This is a genomic window from Pseudomonas sp. UBA3149, assembly GCF_002364655.1.
GTDB lineage: Bacteria > Pseudomonadota > Gammaproteobacteria > Pseudomonadales > Pseudomonadaceae > Chryseomonas > Chryseomonas luteola.
This window is the reverse complement of record NZ_DEYV01000005.1, coordinates 59,486-77,241: the sequence shown is the minus strand read 5'-3', so window position 1 is coordinate 77,241 and position 17,756 is coordinate 59,486. Positions and strand designations below refer to the sequence as shown.

17 protein-coding genes are annotated in these 17,756 nt (G+C 56.2%); all 17 read right to left on the bottom strand.

Features of this window, described 5'->3' with window-relative positions; translation table 11 throughout:
• Positions 1–68: 68 nt before the first annotated feature.
• Positions 69–695: a CoA transferase subunit B gene (locus B3729_RS02135; RefSeq protein ID WP_019364404.1), complete on the bottom strand. Its 627-nt coding sequence runs from the start codon at positions 693–695 to the stop codon at positions 69–71.
• Position 696: 1 nt separating this feature from the next.
• Positions 697–1,398, bottom strand: a complete 702-nt coding sequence (locus B3729_RS02130; protein ID WP_010797341.1) for a CoA transferase subunit A — start codon at positions 1,396–1,398, stop codon at positions 697–699.
• A gap of 25 nt (positions 1,399–1,423) precedes the next feature.
• Positions 1,424–2,194 (bottom strand): 3-hydroxybutyrate dehydrogenase, encoded by a 771-nt coding sequence (locus tag B3729_RS02125; protein ID WP_286786923.1) that lies wholly within the window; start codon positions 2,192–2,194, stop codon positions 1,424–1,426.
• A gap of 11 nt (positions 2,195–2,205) precedes the next feature.
• Entirely contained in the window at positions 2,206–3,597 is a 1,392-nt protein-coding gene (locus tag B3729_RS02120) for a GntP family permease (RefSeq protein ID WP_286786922.1), read from the bottom strand.
• Between the two features lie 205 nt (positions 3,598–3,802).
• On the bottom strand, positions 3,803–5,239 hold the full coding sequence (locus tag B3729_RS02115; protein ID WP_286787076.1) for a sigma-54 interaction domain-containing protein: 1,437 nt from the start codon (positions 5,237–5,239) through the stop codon (positions 3,803–3,805).
• Between the two features lie 20 nt (positions 5,240–5,259).
• Positions 5,260–6,183, bottom strand: a complete 924-nt coding sequence (locus tag B3729_RS02110; protein ID WP_286786921.1) for a 3-hydroxyacyl-CoA dehydrogenase family protein — start codon at positions 6,181–6,183, stop codon at positions 5,260–5,262.
• A 129-nt stretch (positions 6,184–6,312) separates the two neighbouring features.
• On the bottom strand, positions 6,313–7,104 hold the full coding sequence (locus tag B3729_RS02105) for an amidohydrolase (protein ID WP_074827988.1): 792 nt from the start codon (positions 7,102–7,104) through the stop codon (positions 6,313–6,315).
• The gene (locus B3729_RS02100) at positions 7,092–8,240 is read right to left on the bottom strand and encodes a pyridoxal phosphate-dependent aminotransferase (protein WP_010797335.1); all 1,149 of its coding nucleotides are present in this window, start codon (positions 8,238–8,240) and stop codon (positions 7,092–7,094) included. Before B3729_RS02100 ends, B3729_RS02105 begins: the two co-directional genes overlap by 13 nt.
• A 162-nt stretch (positions 8,241–8,402) precedes the next feature.
• On the bottom strand, positions 8,403–9,893 hold the full coding sequence (gene der / locus B3729_RS02095; protein ID WP_010797334.1) for a ribosome biogenesis GTPase Der: 1,491 nt from the start codon (positions 9,891–9,893) through the stop codon (positions 8,403–8,405).
• 78 nt (positions 9,894–9,971) lie between these two features.
• Positions 9,972–11,114, bottom strand: a complete 1,143-nt coding sequence (gene bamB, locus B3729_RS02090; protein WP_125889366.1) for an outer membrane protein assembly factor BamB — start codon at positions 11,112–11,114, stop codon at positions 9,972–9,974.
• Positions 11,114–11,758, bottom strand: coding sequence for a tetratricopeptide repeat protein (locus B3729_RS02085; protein ID WP_019365639.1), 645 nt, complete (start codon positions 11,756–11,758; stop codon positions 11,114–11,116). The genes bamB and B3729_RS02085 overlap by 1 nt, the downstream gene beginning before the upstream one ends.
• A gap of 9 nt (positions 11,759–11,767) precedes the next feature.
• Entirely contained in the window at positions 11,768–13,081 is a 1,314-nt protein-coding gene (hisS, locus tag B3729_RS02080) for a histidine--tRNA ligase (protein WP_219650604.1), read from the bottom strand.
• Between the two features lie 32 nt (positions 13,082–13,113).
• On the bottom strand, positions 13,114–14,226 hold the full coding sequence (gene ispG / locus B3729_RS02075) for a flavodoxin-dependent (E)-4-hydroxy-3-methylbut-2-enyl-diphosphate synthase (RefSeq protein WP_010797330.1): 1,113 nt from the start codon (positions 14,224–14,226) through the stop codon (positions 13,114–13,116).
• 132 nt (positions 14,227–14,358) lie between these two features.
• Positions 14,359–15,381 carry a RodZ domain-containing protein gene (locus B3729_RS02070; protein ID WP_286786920.1) on the bottom strand — a complete coding sequence of 341 codons (1,023 nt, stop codon included), beginning with the start codon at positions 15,379–15,381 and terminating at the stop codon, positions 14,359–14,361.
• Positions 15,378–16,139: a type IV pilus biogenesis/stability protein PilW gene (gene pilW / locus B3729_RS02065; RefSeq protein WP_409438608.1), complete on the bottom strand. Its 762-nt coding sequence runs from the start codon at positions 16,137–16,139 to the stop codon at positions 15,378–15,380. The genes B3729_RS02070 and pilW overlap by 4 nt, the downstream gene beginning before the upstream one ends.
• A 17-nt stretch (positions 16,140–16,156) precedes the next feature.
• Positions 16,157–17,302 (bottom strand): 23S rRNA (adenine(2503)-C(2))-methyltransferase RlmN, encoded by a 1,146-nt coding sequence (rlmN, locus tag B3729_RS02060; RefSeq protein ID WP_074827970.1) that lies wholly within the window; start codon positions 17,300–17,302, stop codon positions 16,157–16,159.
• Between the two features lie 15 nt (positions 17,303–17,317).
• A complete protein-coding gene (gene ndk / locus B3729_RS02055; protein ID WP_010797326.1) occupies positions 17,318–17,749 on the bottom strand; it encodes a nucleoside-diphosphate kinase in 432 nt (143 codons plus the stop codon).
• Positions 17,750–17,756 lie beyond the last annotated feature (7 nt).

The following is a 17,756-nucleotide window of genomic DNA, read 5'->3' as shown; positions in this document are numbered from 1 at the left end:
GGTTCGCCTGCGGCATTCGTCTGGATCCCGTCGCGTACGTCCTGCGCTGATCAACAGGCGCACCATGCCTATGCCATTACTGAACAGCCGGTGGCTTCCTGCAACGCTTCGAAGGTGACGCCTTCAGCCAGCTCGACCAGCTTCAATCCTTCTGGGGTCACATCCAGCACCCCCAGGTCGGTAATGATCCGGTTGACCACCCCTACTCCGGTCAGTGGCAGGTCACAGACCGGCAGGATCTTGTGAGCGCCTTTGGCGGTGTGCTCCATCAGCACTACCACGCGTTTTACACCGGCAACAAGGTCCATTGCCCCGCCCATGCCCTTTACCATCTTGCCGGGAATCATCCAGTTAGCGAGGTCTCCCTTTTCCGACACCTGCATAGCGCCCAGAATGGCGAGGTTGATATGACCGCCCCGGATCATGGCAAAACTCAAGGCACTGTCGAAGTAACTGCTGCCCGGCAGGGCAGTAACAGTTTGCTTGCCGGCGTTGATCAGGTCCGGGTCAATGGTCTCTTCTGTCGGAAACGGGCCGATACCCAGGAGTCCGTTTTCAGACTGCAGCCACACATCCATTCCTTCAGGGATATAGTTGGCGACCAGAGTGGGCAGGCCAATGCCCAGGTTGACATAGAAGCCGTCCTGCAATTCCTTGGCGGCGCGCTGCGCCATTTGTTCACGAGTCCAGGCCATGTTAGTTGCCCTCCGACAGGGTGCGTTTCTCGATGCGCTTCTCGGGGTTGGCATTCACAACGATGCGCTGCACAAAGATGCCCGGCAGATGGACCTCATCAGGGTCTAGCTCACCCGTTTCCACCAGTTGCTCCACCTCGGCAATACACAACTTGCCCGCCATTGCTGCCAGAGGGTTGAAGTTACGTGCAGTCTTGTTGAAGACCAGATTGCCTGCCTTGTCAGCCTTGATCGCTTTGACCAGCGCCACATCCGCCACGAGCGACCGCTCCATCACATACTGCTCACCATCGAACTCGCGTGTTTCCTTGCCTTCGGCCACCAGCGTGCCGTAGCCGGTACGCGTGAAGAACGCCGGGATGCCTGAACCACCGGCACGCAGTTTTTCCGCAAGCGTGCCTTGGGGGGTGAATTCCAATTCCAGCTCACCGGAAAGGTACTGCCGCTCGAACTCCTTGTTCTCGCCTACGTAGGAGGAAATCATTTTCTTGATTTGCCGGGACTCGAGCAGTACGCCCAGGCCAAACCCGTCTACTCCGGCGTTATTACTGATCACGGTCAGCTCGCGCTTGCCGGTCTCGCGCAATGCCAGGATCAGCGCTTCGGGGATCCCGCACAGACCGAAACCGCCGACCGCCAGCGTCATGCCGTCTTCCACGACCCCTTCCAGGGCATGGGCGGCACTGGGATAAAGCTTGTTCATGGTTTACCTCGTGTCGTTATTGTTGTTAACGGGCCAACCAGCCCCCATCGACATTCCACGCGGCGCCCCGTACCTGGGCGGCCGCATCGCTGCAAAGAAACAGTGTCAGCTCGCCCAGTTGGGCAGGCGTGACGAATTCAAGTGACGGCTGCTTCTCCTCCAGAAGCTCCCGCCGTGCGCGCTCTGCATCGCCATCTGCAGCGGCGCGTGCATCGATCTGCTGCTGCACCAGAGGTGTCAGCACCCAGCCCGGGCAGAGCGCATTACAGGTCACATTACAATCGGCCGTTTCCAGTGCAACCACCTTGGTCAGTCCGACCACGCCATGCTTGGCAGCCACATAAGCGGATTTCTGTGCCGACCCTACCAATCCATGCACGGACGCGATGTTCACAATCCTTCCCCAGCCGCGCTGCCTCATACCCGGCAATGCCAGACGAGTCGCGTGAAATACCGAGGACAGATTGATTGCAATGATCGCGTCCCACTTCTCGACCGGAAACGTCTCGACCGATGCCACATGCTGGATGCCGGCATTGTTGACCAGAATATCCACACCACCGAACTCATGTTCAGCATAGGCGAAAAGCTCAGTAATCTGCTCAGGCCGGGACAAGTCCGCCCCGTGATAGCCGACCCGCCCACCCAAACGGCTTAGATCGGCTTTAGCCGTCTCGCTGTCACCAAAGCCATTGAGGATCACATTGGCACCCGCTTCGGCCAGTCGCGTGGCGATACCCAGACCGATTCCACTGGTCGAACCGGTTACCAAGGCGGTTTTGCCTTTCAAGCCCATAACGTTCTCCTCTACACGATGCCAGTGGCATAGAACACGCCGATGACCACGAACACTGCCAACGTCTTGATCAGCGTGATACCAAATACGTCTTTGTAAGCTTCCCGGTGCGTCAGTCCAGTTACTGCCAGCAAGGTGATGACGGCGCCATTGTGCGGCAGGGTATCCATGCCACCGCTGGCCATAGCCGCCACCCGGTGCAGCACCTCAAGGGGAATCTGTGCGGCATTGGCTGCGGCGATAAAACTGTCCGACATGGCCGCCAGCGCAATACTCATGCCGCCTGAGGCCGAGCCAGTGATACCGGCCAGAAGCGTTACGGTAATGGCTTCATTGATGAGTGGGTTGGGAATGCTCTTGAGCGCGTCTGCCAAGACCAGAAAACCCGGTAGCGAAGCGATTACTGCACCAAACCCATATTCAGACGCAGTATTCATGGCGGCCAGCAAAGCACCGCCTACTGCGGTTTTAGTGCCCTCGGCCAAGCGGGTACGGATGGTTTTAAACGCAGCCACAAGCACCAGCAAAATGCCGATTAACAAGGCAGCCTCGACGGCCCAGATTGCTGTCAGCTTGCTGACTTCGCTGGTAACAGGCGTTGCCAGACCCGGTAGCGCTAGCGTGTGCGTCTTGCCGTACCACTGAGGAATCCAGTGGGTAAACAGCAGATTCATGACGCCGACCAGGATAAGTGGTGACAGCGCCAAAAGCGGGTTCGGCAAGTTGATGTTGTCCGGTGTTTCCGGCTCGTTACGCAAGTCGGTGCCGTACCCTTCTCCACGCGCCATCGCTTTACGACGCTGCCGCCCCAGATAGGTCAACCCGACCGCGATGACAAACAACGAGCCGATCAACCCCAGCCACGGGGCGGCCCAGGCCGTCGTGTTGAAGAATGTCGTAGGAATGATGTTCTGGATTTGAGGCGTACCCGGCAGGGCATCCATGGTGAATGAAAACGCACCTAGTGCAATGGTGGCTGGAATCAATCGTTTGGGAATGTTGCTCTGGCGAAACATCTCGGCTGCGAATGGATACACCGCAAACACGACAACGAACAGCGAGACGCCACCATAGGTCAGCAAGGCGCAAACCAGCACGATGACCAGCATGGCCTGCCGTGTGCCCAGCAGACGAATCGCAGCAGCTACAATGGAACGGGAAAAACCGGAAAGCTCGATCAGCTTGCCGAAGACTGCACCCAGCAGAAAGACAGGAAAGTACAGCTTGATGAAGCCGACCATCTTGTCCATGAACACACCGGTAAATGCCGGAGCCACAGCGGAAGGATCGGTCAGCAGCACCGCCGCAAGGGCTGCAATCGGTGCAAACAGGATAACGCTATAACCACGGTACGCCGCCAGCATCAGCAGACCCAGCGCCGCCAGAGCAATCAATACGCTCATGTTTTCTCCTCGCTGGCCGGTCAGCACCGAACGCAGCGGCTAGTTATTGTTGTAGCTGTGGAGACAGCAAGGCTTTGTTAGCGAGATCCATGCCAGACACTAACACCTTGAATTACCTAACCAATTGCTCCTTCAATTCATTGATTTCTCAAATTGGAGACAACTTCGCATTGATTTTGTCTCTAACTTGAGAATAGTCTCTATTTCAAGACAAAAGCCCCAGGACGGCCATTTTTTTATAAAGGGTTGAGCGTCCAAGCCCTAAGCGTTTGGCAGCCTCCTCGACCCTGCCTGAGCACGATGACAAGGCCTGGGTAATGAGCTCATGCTCGAATTGCCGCTTCGCCTCTTCATACGTCATGTTGCTACTAGGCATCCTGGTGGTGCTAATGGACACCAGCTCAATCGCTTTGGGCGGCAAGGGTTTTCCTAATGCCGAGCCAATGCTGAGCGCGCCAATAACGGCCTCATCACTCAACAGCGATGCGCGCTCCAGAACATTGCGCAGCTCACGTACGTTGCCAGGCCAATCGTAGCGGGCGAGTAACGCCAGTGCTTCCTCATCCAGCTCCCGAGGCGCATGTCCTTCCGCCAGCAAACTGTCCAGGATGGCTTCGCATAACGCCGGCAGGTCTTCTCGCCGTTCACGCAGCGGCGGAACCACAATGGGCAGTACGTTCAAGCGGTAGTACAGATCCGCCCGAAATGAGCCTTCAGCTACCAGCGCATCCAGATTGCGTGAGGTTGCCGCAATCAGCCGAACGTCGCAACGCAGCACCTCGTTGGACCCCAGCGGCTCGAATTCCTTTTCCTGAAGCACCCTCAAAAGTTTTGCCTGTAAGCTCAGGGGCATATCGCCGATTTCGTCCAGAAATAGCGTTCCGCCCTGCGCAATCTGCAGTTTTCCTGCCCGCGCCTTGCGGTCCGCGCCTGTAAAGGCACCAGGCGCCGTGCCGAAGAACTCAGCTTCCAACAGGTTTTCAGGGATGGCAGCCGCATTCACACTGACAAACGACTTATTGGCCCGAGGAGATGCCGCATGAATGGCATGGGCCAACAACTCCTTTCCTGTGCCGGTCTCGCCCAACAGCAAGACAGAGGTCTCTACCGTAGCCGCACGTCTCGCACGTCGCTTGACCTCCTGACTGGCCGGGCCGCTGCCTACGAAGTGGGCAAAACTGTATTTGGCCTGCCGGGCGTTCTGCAGCGACCGCCGCGTCGAAGCCAATTCCTCCTGAATCCGTAAGAACCGCGTCACCAAGGGGGCCAACGTCCGTAACTCATCGAACAAGGCAAAGCCAATGGCACCGATGACCTGACCGGTATCGTCATGGATGGGCAAACGCATCACCACCATTGGTCCTTTGGGTGTATCAAGCAGATCCAGCAGGATGGGCTGGCCCGTGTTGACCACCTCCCGCAACAGGCTTCCCGGAATCACCTGCTCACACACCTGCCCGATCGCCGACTTTGCGCTGGGCAAGCCAAAGCGCCGGGCATAACGCTCATTCATCCAGACGATACGAAGGTCACGGTCCACAATCACGGTGCCTTCGCTGCTCTGCTCGATGCTTTCAAATAGCGAGCGAATCGCCCGCAGACTGATCTGCTGATAGTCGCTCAGGTCATTGGTGGTCGCCATATCGACACCCATATAGCGATTCATGGCCGCAAGGCATACTGTAGCTGATGGGCACGCCGCTCGGCTATCCGCGCCTTGCGCTCCTCGCTCCACTCATAAAACCCATTGCCGCTGCGTAGGCCTGTTCTTCCCTGCCCGACGCGTTCACGCAAAACCTCTAGCACCTCTTCATCCTTGGCCAAGGTCGGCATCAGGTGGCTGGCGATGTCCAGAAAGGTATCGAGACCACCCATGTCTGCCGCTTCCAGCGGTCCCACCATGCCGTAGCGCCTACCCAGAGAGGCCCGCATGACCCGGTCCACATCTTCAGGCGACGCTGCACCGCTTTGTACGATATGCAGGGCCTCACGCAGCACGGCAAACTGCAGGCGGTTGCCAATAAAGCCCGGAATCGCCCGCATGAGCAGAACAACTTCCAGGTCCATGACTTGCAATACATCCCGCACCCTCTCCAAACAGGCTGGGTTGGTCTTTTCTCCCGACACCAGTTCGACCAGTGGAATCAGATGAGGCGGGTTCCAGAAATGAGCAATGAGCAACCGTTCGGGATATGCCATTCCCTGAGCCAGTTGATTGGGAGGAAAGCCGCTTGTGTTACTGGCAATGATGGCCTCTGGCGAAACGACTGACTCAAGCTCCGCATACAACGCATGCTTGAGCGCCAGCCGCTCAGGTACAGCCTCGATCAGTAGCGTGGCATCAGCCAAATCGGCCAGCGCATCGGTTGTCGTGATCCTGCTCAGCACTCCATGGGTCTGACTGGGTTCAAACAGCGCAGCCGCTGATAGCTCTTCCAGAACGCTTCTGGCAATGGCGGGCACATCGCTCAAACGCTCGGCGGAAACGTCTCGCAGCAGAACCGAATGTCCGTGGCGAGCAAAATGAGTGGCAATCCCGACACCCATGAGGCCGGCGCCAATAATTGCGATTCGAGGCGTTTGCATTGTTGTTGTCCTGAATAGCCTGTCGAAGGGCCAGTCTGCAATCGTCCCAAGGCAAAGGGCAAGCGCCGGAAACAACAATGCCCCATCGCCAGTATGGCAGACGGGGCACTAGGGAGGAGTAGCGAGCAATCAAAGCAGTTCGAAGTCGTCCACATCCCGATACGCGGGGAACGCATCGCGGTAGCGCGACAGCGTGTCGGCAGACAGCGACACCGTAAACACTCCTGCGCTGTCCTTGGCGTCCAGGAGCGGCTCGCCCTGGTAGTCCAATACCTGGCTGTCGCCGCTATAGGCGATTCCTTTTCCGTCTTCGCCAATACGATTCACGGCCGCGACATAACAGAGGTTTTCAATGGCCCGAGCGGGAAGCAGCCGATTCCAGTGGTTACGCCGTGCGGCTGGCCAGTTGGCGGTATAGAGCAACAGATCAGTCTTGACTGGATCACGGCTCCACACCGGAAACCGCAAGTCGTAACAGATCAAGGGACGAATGCGCCAGCCGTTGAGCTCGAATACCGCTTGCGCTTCACCTGCGGTGTAATGTTCGTGCTCTCCGGCCATGCGAAACAGGTGACGTTTGTCATAATGGGACATCGTGCCGTCAGGCCGCGCCCACAGGAGTCGATTACGGTACTGCCCCTGGGCATCACGAACGATCAGGCTGCCCGTTATCACAGCATTGAGCGATGCCGCTTGCTCGCGTATCCACGCATGGGTACGTCCGCCTTCATCCTCAGCCAGCAGGGCTGATTCCATCGAAAAGCCGGTAGTGAACATCTCAGGCAGTACGACCAGATCCGCGCCTTTCGCCTGTTGCAGCAAGGCAGTAAACCGGTCGCGGTTGGCCGAAGCATCATGCCAGAACAGTTCAGTCTGGATGAGTGCCAGTTTCAAATCAGGTCTCAGGCTTAGATCGCGCACAGTTTTTCCGCTGCTAGCCGCAGCGTCTCCTCTCGTTTAGCGAAGCAGAAACGTACCAGACGCAAGTCCTTTGGAGCTTCCTGATAAAACACGGAGATCGGAATAGCAGCCACACCGTGCTCACGCGTCAACCACTCGGCCATTTCGACATCGCTTACGTCATCCCGAATAGCGGAATAGTCCGCCAGCTGGAAATAGGTCCCTGCTGCACGTGTAAACGCCAATTTAGACGAACCCAACAAATCACAGAACAGATCTCGTTTGGCCTGATAAAACGCTGGGAGTTCGGTTACATGCTCGGGATGCGCTTCCATGAAATCTGCCAATGCCCATTGCAGAGGCGTCACCCCGCAAAAGCTTACATACTGGTGAATCTTGCGCAGTTCGCTTGAAAGCTCGCGCGGGGCGATCACATACCCGGTCTTCCAACCTGTCACATGATATGTTTTGCCAAAGGAGCTGATAACAAACGCACGGGCGTAGAGTTCATCATGGGTGAGTACACTGGCATGCTCTGCTCCGTCGAAAACCAAGTGCTCATATACCTCATCACTGATCAGGTAGATATCCCGATCGCGAATCAATGCGGCGAGACGGTCCAGCGCGTCGCGACCAACCAGCGAGCCGCTCGGGTTATGGGGCGTGTTCAGCACGATAGCCCGTGTGCGCGACGTCAGGGCTGCCTGCAAACGATCCCAGTCGATCCCAAAATCCGGCAGTGCCAAGGGTAGGTGGATGCAGCGCCCACCGGCCAGTTCAACCGAGGGTGCATAAGAATCGTAGCAGGGATCGAATACAATCACTTCGTCACCGCTGCGAACTACAGACTGAATGGCGCAAAAGATGGCCTGCGTCGCACCGGGCGTAATGGTGACTTCCTGTTCGGCATCAACCGTGCGCCCATAGAGCGTAGCCACTTTGCGGGCCACTTGCTCACGCAAGGCGGGCAATCCTGTCATGGGCGCATACTGGTTATGACCGGCCATGACGTGCCGACTTACCGCCTCGCGCAAGGCATCCGGGCCGTCGAAATCCGGGAAACCCTGAGACAGGTTGATTGCACCCGTTTCCATAGCCAGCTGGGACATGCGGGTAAAGATAGTCACACCGAGGGAAGGCAACTTGCTCTGGATCATCGAACGCTCCGACAACAAGGCGGTCGGCTTCGATGCCGTCGACGGCTCAGCGAAGCACTATGCACCGCTATCATGACTTAAGACTGGCCACTCGGAAGGTGCCCGAGCGGCCTGGTATTCGAACGGGCCAGGCAGCGCTGGCCTGTTACAACAGAGAAGCGACTAGCGACGCTTATCCTTGCGCTTCTTCTCCGCTTTCTTGTGATGGCTCATCAAGCGGCGCTTCTTGTTCACCTGCCGCTCGGTCAGCGTGTTCTTCTTGTCGGCGAAGGGGTTTTCACCTGACTTGAACTCAATGCGAATAGGCGTACCTATCAGCTTCAATACACGGCGATAGGTGTTTTCCAAGTAGCGGACATAGGCGCGCGGGACCGCATCCACTTGGTTACCATGGATAACCAACAGCGGGGGGTTGGCTCCGCCCATGTGCGCATAACGCAGCTTGATTCGACGACCATTGACCAGCGGCGGCTGGTGCTCCTGTACCGCATCCTCAAGAATCTTGGTCAGACGACTGGTAGGCCAGCGGGTAACGGCCGAAGCGAATGCCTGTTGCACCGACTTGTACAGATGACCCACACCGGTGCCATGCAATGCGGAAATGAAATGAATATCTGCGAAATTGGCAAACATCAGGCGGCGTTCGAGTTCGGTCTTCACGTAATCGCGCTCACTGGACTCCATGCCGTCCCACTTGTTGAGCGCAATCACCAGGGCGCGACCGGTTTCCAGGACAAAGCCCAACAGGTTCAGATCATGCTCGACTACCCCTTCACGGGCGTCCATCACAAAGATAACGACGTTGGCGTCCTGAATGGCCTGAAGCGTCTTCACAACAGAAAACTTTTCTACCGCTTCGAAGATCTTGCCGCGGCGGCGCACGCCTGCGGTATCGATCAGCGTGTACTTCTCTTCATTGCGCTCGAAGGGAATGTAGATACTGTCGCGAGTCGTGCCGGCCTGGTCATATACGATGACCCGCTCTTCGCCAAGCATGCGGTTGACCAGCGTGGACTTGCCCACGTTGGGACGGCCAATGATGGCGATCTTGATCCCGGCCTTTTCATCTGGTCCTGGAATACGCTTCTCGATGACACTCTCATCCGAAGCCTGATCGCCCTCTTCGTCCTCCGCATCAACAATGAACTCTTCTTCCTCATCCTTGGGGAAGGAGCCTAGCACCTGCTCAAGCATGCCGTTGATACCGCGGCCATGCGCAGCCGCAATGGTCAGCGCATCACCCAGGCCCATTGGGCTGAATTCAGCCCGGGCAATGTCTGGATCAACTGCGTCGACCTTATTAGCAATCAAAAAGCAGCGCTTGTTACGCGTACGCAGATGCTCGGCGATCATCTGATCGCCTGCCGTCATCCCGGCACGGGAATCCACCATGAACAGAACGGCGTCGGCTTCTTCAATGGCCTGAAGCGACTGCTCGGCCATTTTCATATCGATGCCTTCTTCGTCTCCGGAGATACCTCCGGTGTCGACAACGATATACGTCCGACCCTGCCAACGCGCCTCGCCATACTTGCGGTCGCGGGTCAGGCCCGCGATATCGGCCACAATAGCATCACGGGTTTTGGTAAGTCGATTAAACAAGGTGGACTTGCCTACATTAGGGCGTCCTACCAGAGCAATAACGGGAACCATACGGCTCTCCACAGGAATACAGAAAACACAAAGGCCGCTACCGTGAGGGCGATAGCGGCCATACACATACAGGACAGCTTAGCGAATGGTGTAGGCAGCCAGCTTACCGCCGTTGCCGTACACATACATCCAGTCGCCATCCACTAACGGGCGAACCCGAACGCCGCCGTTACCCAGCTTCTGACGACCGGCCATATGACCATCCGTCTGGCTTAGCAGGTGAATATAGCCTTCATAATCACCTACTGCGACGTAGTTCGACAGCACAGCCGGGGCGGACAACATACGACGCGCCAGGGAATCATTGCTCCACAGCGCTGAAGCCGAATTTTGATCTACCGCTTCAACGGTGCCATTTTCCAGGCTTACATATACGTTACCGAAACCTTCAGCGACACCGGTATAGCTAGATGCATCACGCTGCCAAAGCACACGACCGCTCTCCAGGTCCAGTCCGGCAACCCGGCCGTGGTACGTGGCCACATACAGCGTAGTACCTGAAAGCAGCAGTCCGCCGTTGATATCAACCATACGATCCAGCTCAGAGCGCCCCTGCGGGATGGCAACCTGCTGCTCCCAGATCGGCAAGCCACGCTGTTCATCCAGCGCAATCACCTTTCCGCTGGCCAGGCCGGCGACAACATAGCGATTGGTTACGATCGGAGCACCTGTGCCACGCAGGGTCAGAACAGGCATGCTCTCCTCATAGAGCCAGCGACGGTCACCCGTCTCGGCATCAAGGGCATAAAGCTTGTCGTCCTGAGTCTGGACAGCCACGATGTCACCGTTGCTGACCGGCGGAGCCAATACTTCACTGGAAACCCTGGCGCGCCATTTTTCATCGCCCGAGGTTGCGTCCAGGGCAACGACATCCCCTCTCAACGTACCAACCAGAACCAGCCCGTAGGCAGCGCCAACGCCACCTGAAACAGGCAGGTCCAGCTTTTTCTTCCAAATGATGTCACCGTTTTCACGGTTCAATGCCATGACCAGGCCTTCGTTATCAGTCACATACAGGGACTGACCGTCAATGGCAGGCGTCAACAGGTTGTAGGTATCACCCTGCCCTTCCCCTACCGAGCGGCTCCATTGCTCCTGCAACTGAACATCGGCCTTAAAGTCCTGCAATTCAGCAGGCGGCAGCTCTTTTTTGCTGTTACTGCTGCACCCGACAGCAGTCAGGGCCAAGGCCAGTAGCGCAACATGTTTCCAACGCAGCATCAGGCATCTCCTTTTGCCAGGTCATCCAGCTTCATCTGCAGCGTGCCTTCGGCGGCATCGGCAGGCAATTCGGACTTGGCTTTTTCATAAGCGGCACGGGCATCGTCGACACGGCCCAGACTGACCAACAGATCACCACGCAACTCTTCGCGGTTGGCGACATAAGGCTCTGCAACCTTGCCTTCCAGTAGTTTCAGGCCATCTTCAGCCTTGCCCTGCGCAGCCAGCACACGTGCCAGACGCTGGCGAGCCAGTTCGCCCACGGTATCATCCGCCGGCTTATCGACAACCGCCTTCAGCTCGTTGGCTGCGTCATCCAGCTTGCCACTCTCAACAGCAACCTTGGCCACGAAAAGACTACCGTATTGGGAATAGGTAGTGCCTGAATATTCCTGCTTGAGCTGGTTGGACAGGTCCGTTACCCGAGCGGTATCCGGCTTGCCGCTGGGATCCAGCGCTGCCTGAACCAGCTCCTGATACACGATGGACGCAGCCTGAGACTGATTGGTCTGATTACGCTCCCACCATTGCCAGCCCAGCACGGCCACCAGGGCCACGACGCCACCGGTGAGCAGCGGCTTGCCGTTACGCTGCCACCAATCCTGAAGGTGGGCGACATTTGGATCTTCATTCTGCGAACTCACCGGTCACTCCTATTCGCTTTCGCTGTGTGCGGACGTCTGCTGCTGCAAGCTATCATGCAGGCGTGCGGACAACTGATCCCAGGCGACCATCTCCTGGGCACTATCATTACGCAAGGGCTTGAGGCCAACCTGGCGCTGCGCCAGCTCATCCTCGCCCAGAATCAGAGCAAACCATGCACCGCTCTTGTCTGCCTTCTTGAACTGACTCTTGAAACTTCCGCCGCCAGCATTAACCGCCAGACGCAAGGACGGCAAGGCCGTACGCAGCTGCTCGGCCAAGGCCAGACCGGCCAGTTCTGCCGCTTCACCAAAGGTGCATAGGTAGATGTCCATCGGACGGCTAAGCTCGGCGGGAATCTTGTTCAGCGTCTCAAGCATCAGCACCAGACGCTCGACACCCATAGCAAAACCAACGCCTGGCGTAGGCTTTCCACCAAACTGAGTGATCAGACCATCGTAGCGTCCGCCAGCGCACACCGTACCTTGTGCGCCCAGCTTATCGGTTACCCACTCGAATACGGTACGACCGTAGTAGTCCAGACCCCGTACAAGCTTCGGATTGATCGTGTACTCGATGCCTGCTGCCTCAAGGCGTGCCTTCAAGCCTTCAAAATGGGCACGAGACTCTTCATCTAGATAATCCGACAACGTGGGAGCATCGGTCAGCAAGGCCTGTGTCTGGGCATTCTTGCTGTCCAGAATACGCAGGGGATTAGTCGTCAAACGACGCTGACTGTCTTCATCCAGCTGATCGAAATGCTGCTTGAGGTAATCAACCAAGGCATCCCGATAGGCTGCACGCGCTTCGCTTGAACCCAAGCTGTTCAGCTGCAGTGTAACGGCATCATTAATACCCAGCTGCCTCCACAGGCGCGCCGTCATGATGATCAGCTCAGCATCGATATCCGGCCCAGGCAAGTTAAAGACCTCTACGCCGATCTGATGGAACTGGCGATAGCGTCCTTTTTGCGGCTTCTCGTAGCGGAACATGGGTCCCGTATACCAGAGTTTCTGAACCTGGCCACCGCCTGTAAGGCCGTGCTCCAGCACGGCGCGGACACACCCTGCTGTGCCTTCCGGACGAAGCGTCAGCGACTCACCGTTACGGTCGAGAAAAGTATACATTTCCTTGTCGACCACATCGGTGCCCTCGCCGATACCCCGAGCGAACAGCTCGGTGAATTCGAGGATAGGCAGTCGGATTTCCTTGTAGCCGTACCCATCCAGCAAGGTAGCGAAAGTTGTTTCCAGATAGCGCCAGGCTGGCGTCTGCTCTGGCAGTATGTCGTTCATGCCACGAATGGCTTGCAAAGACTTGCTCACGAGGAGTCCTTAATTCAATTCTCTAACGGCATTCAGCTACGGGCAATAACAGCCGCATCCGCTTCCATTTTTTCAGCCGCTTTGCGGCGAATCAGCTGCTCCAGCTCATCCACCAGATTCTCATTGGTCAGCTTTTGTGCAGGCTTGCCATCGATATACACTAGGTTATTAGGCGTGCCGCCAGTCAACCCTACGTGAGCCTCTTTGGCCTCTCCCGGCCCATTGACCACACAGCCGATAACGGCCACATCTAAGGGAACCAGAAGATCTTCCAAGCGCCCTTCCAGATCATTCATGGTCTTGACCACATCAAAGTTCTGGCGAGAGCAGCTTGGACAGGCGATGAAGTTGATGCCGCGCGAGCGTAAGCGCAACGACTTCAGGATATCGAAACCCACCTTGATCTCTTCGACCGGATCTGCCGCCAGGGAGATACGAATGGTATCGCCAATGCCTTCGGCCAGCAGCATGCCCAAGCCAACCGCAGATTTTACGGTGCCGGAACGCAAACCACCTGCCTCGGTGATGCCCAGGTGTAGCGGCTGCTCGATCTGCTTCGCAAGCAAGCGATAAGCCGATACGGCCATGAAGACGTCACTCGCCTTCACACTGACCTTGAAGTTCTGGAAATCCAATTTGTCGAGGTAATCGACATGACGCATGGCTGATTCCAGTAGCGCTTCAGGGGTAGGCTCACCATATTTTTTCTGCAGATCCTTTTCCAGAGAGCCCGCGTTTACGCCGATACGAATCGGAATGTTCTTGTCACGTGCCGCATCGACTACCGCCCTGACCCGGTCTTCACGCCCGATGTTGCCAGGGTTGATACGCAGACAGTCCACACCGAGTTCAGCTACCCGAAGGGCAATTCTGTAATCAAAATGAATGTCTGCAACCAGAGGAACATTCACCTGCTGCTTGATTTGACCGAATGCTTCTGCAGCATCCATGTCGGGAACTGAAACCCGAACGATATCAGCGCCTGCATCTTCCAGACGACGGATTTGCGCAACTGTTGCGGCAACATCACAGGTTTCGGTGTTCGTCATGCTCTGTACCGCGATAGGAGCATCGCCTCCTACCGGCACGGAGCCTACCCAGATCTTTCGAGAAGGGCGACGTTTGATCGGCGATTCGCTATGCATGACAGGACTCTTCTTCCTGATAAATACCAGATCCTTACGGAGACTGGTTAAAACCAGAGAACTATAAAATATGATCCGATAATAAAATCAAAGCGGCAGAATGATGCCGCTTTGATCGTACTGCAATTCTGGTTACTGAGACGCCTGCCCTACTTTGAAGCGAGCAGTTTCCCCACGTACATAGGGCTTGATGTCTACCGGCTGGCCGTTATAGGTAATTTGCGCACCCCGTGCGTAGCCTAAACGAATCTCCACAGGAGCTTTTACCGTTTCAAACTGCAGGGTATCACCCTTTCGTTTGAGGCCACTGTAAATAACTTTCCCCGACGCATCTGTGATCTGCATCCAGCAGTCCGCTACCAACTGAATGCTCAAGCCTCCCTGCTCTGCCGCTGGCGCAGTTTCGCCGGCTGGCGGCGTGGTAGGCGCAAGCGCAGCATCGGTCGATACAACCGGAGTAGTCGGTGTAACGGCCGTAGCAGGAGCAGCATTCGCAGCGCCATTGGCTGCCGTACCGGAAGCGGTATTCGGGGCAGGCACAGGCGTTTGCGCAACAGCATTGGCAGCAGGAGCAGTCGGTGTAGCGGGCACACCTGGCTCTGATGCAGCGGGCACCTCAGCCTTTTGAGCTTCCGCCACAGCCTGATCTTCAGGCTCATCAAGCGTATGAATTTCAGTAGTGCCGTCTGCGCTTTCTACTTCGACATGCTCAAGGCTAAGGCCATTACCGCCCATACCAAGCCCGGAGCGCTCCTGCCACCAGAACAGGCCAAGCCCAATGATAACAACGACCAGAATAAAGCTGACGATACGCAGGACATTACGCGACAAGCGCACCGGTTCTTCAACACGGTTTATGGTGTGAACCGTACTGCCTTTGGCATCGGTCCCTGTGTACTGATCGAAGACCTTTACAAGCTCAGCCTGATCAAGCCCCAGCAGCTTCCCATAGGAGCGGACATAACCGCGGGCAAACGTATGCCCTGGCAGCTTTTGATAGTCCCCAGCTTCCAGCAACTCGATGACATGCCCACTCAGATTCATCTGAGCAGCCACTTGAGCGATGCTCCACCCATTGGAAATGCGAGCCTGGCGCAGTATGTCGCCTGGATTACCACGAGCTGACATTACAGCCTCAGGTTGCACATTACTCATCGTTGCTCCGACTGAAGTTGTTTATATTCTTCAGAAGCGGGATAAAGCCGCTTCAATTGCAAGGTATAACTGGCAGCCGTATCGCGATCGTTGAATACTTCGGCCAGACGGATGCCCAGTAAAAGGCTACGCGCATCCTGGGGCGAAATGCGGCTAAATGCTTCGTAATACCCACGTGCAGGTACATACTCACGAGCCGCATAACAGAGCTGCGCCATTTCCAGCAAAGCCTTGGGTTGGTTGCTGTTCAGTCTCAGCGACTTCTCCAAATACTGGCGTGCCAATTCGGGCTTATTCAACCTTAACGCAGTTAAACCGAGGTTTTCAAAGACTCGCGAGCGTTCAGGGTACAAAGGATCCTGCGAGGCCTCTATGAAACGATCGTAGGCTTCGCTGTATCGCTTCTGCTCAAAAAGAAAGCTTCCGTAATTATTGAGAATACGGGAATCGTTACGGCGTGCTGACATGGCCTTGCGGTATTCTTCGTCAGCCAGTTTGGGCTCCATCTCGGTCTGGAACACCAATGCAAGCGCGGCATGGGCATCGGCGCTCGAGGAGTCAAGCTGCAGGGCCTGTTTCAGCGGGATCTTGGCCTGCTCGGTGTTTCCTTCCTGCAGATAGCCCAAACCCAACTGAATGTAGGCGTCCCGGGCATGATCACGACCTTTTTCCGTACTCAGAGGGTCAGTAGAGCCAGTAGTGACGCAGCCGGTTAAAAGTCCTGCAACTGCCAAAGCCAATACTGCACGCAACATCACTAACCCTCTCCTTTTAATTAATTCTGGCGAACACCCAAAGCCGCATCGTTCTCATTATTCAACTGGCGTACAGCAATGTACCGCTCGCTTCGTCGAGTACGGTCCATAACCTTTCCTACCAGCTGCCCACAGGCTGCATCGATATCATCGCCACGCGTAGTACGCACGGTGACATTGAAACCGGCCTGCTGCAGGAGTTCCTGGAAGCGACGCACCGCATTCTTGCTGGGGCGCTCGTAACCGGAATGAGGGAAAGGATTAAAAGGAATCAGATTGATCTTGCAGGGCACGTTGCGCAGCAATTCAATCATCTGCACAGCATGCTCGGGCTGGTCGTTGACGTCCTTGAGTAGAGTGTACTCAATGGTCAGAACACGTTTTTCACCCAGCTGACCAATGTACCGCTGACAGGCATCCAGCAGCATGGCCAGAGGATACTTGCGATTGATCGGTACCAGCTCGTTGCGCAAGGCGTCGTTGGGCGCATGCAGCGACAGCGCCAGAGACACATCGACGTGCTTGGCCAGCTCTTCAATCATGGGCACAACCCCTGACGTGGATAGCGTTACCTTGCGCTTGGATATTCCATAGCCCAAGTCATCCATCATGATTTGCATGGCAGCTACGACATTGTCGAAATTGAGCAGTGGCTCACCCATGCCCATCATCACGACATTCGTAATGGCACGGTCGATCTTGGCCGGCACAGTACCAAATGACTTGTTGGCAACCCACACTTGACCGATGACTTCGGCAGCCGTGAGATTGCTATTGAAACCTTGCTTTCCGGTCGAACAGAAACTGCAGTCAAGTGCACAGCCTGCCTGTGACGAAACACACAGCGTGCCACGCTTGTCCTGAGGAATGTAAACCGTCTCAACGCAGCTACCGGAAGCCACACGAATGACCCACTTGCGAGTGCCATCCGCCGAAATATCTTCACTTACTACTTCGGGGCCACGAACCTCGGCGCAGGCCTTGAGCTTTTCGCGCAAGGCCTTGCCGAGATTACTCATGGCGTCAAAATCATCAACGCCAAAGTGGTGAATCCATTTCATCACTTGGCCGGCACGAAAGCGCTTCTCTCCGATGGACTCGAAGAACTGCTCCATTTGTGGCTGGGTAAGCCCCAGCAGGTTAGTCTTGCCGACTGTATTGCTCATGGATTCACCTGTGGATCAGCGAGTGCGCTCGCAAACTTCAGTTGCAGCGAAGAAGTAAGCGATTTCACGGGCAGCCGATGCTTCGGAATCAGAACCGTGAACAGCGTTTTCATCGATGGAAACAGCGAAATCAGCGCGGATGGTACCGGCGTCTGCTTTCTTGGGATCGGTAGCGCCCATCAGCTCACGGTTCTTGGCAATGGCGTTTTCGCCTTCCAGAACCTGAACAACGACCGGACCGGAAGTCATGAAGGACACCAGATCCTTGAAGAAAGGACGCTCTTTGTGCTCAGCATAGAAGCCACCGGCTTCGCGCTCGGAGAGCTGAACCATCTTCGCGGCCACAACGCGCAGGCCAGCCTTTTCGAAGCGAGTGATGATTTCACCAACGACGTTCTTGGCTACAGCGTCCGGCTTGATGATAGAAAGGGTGCGTTGAACAGACATGACAACT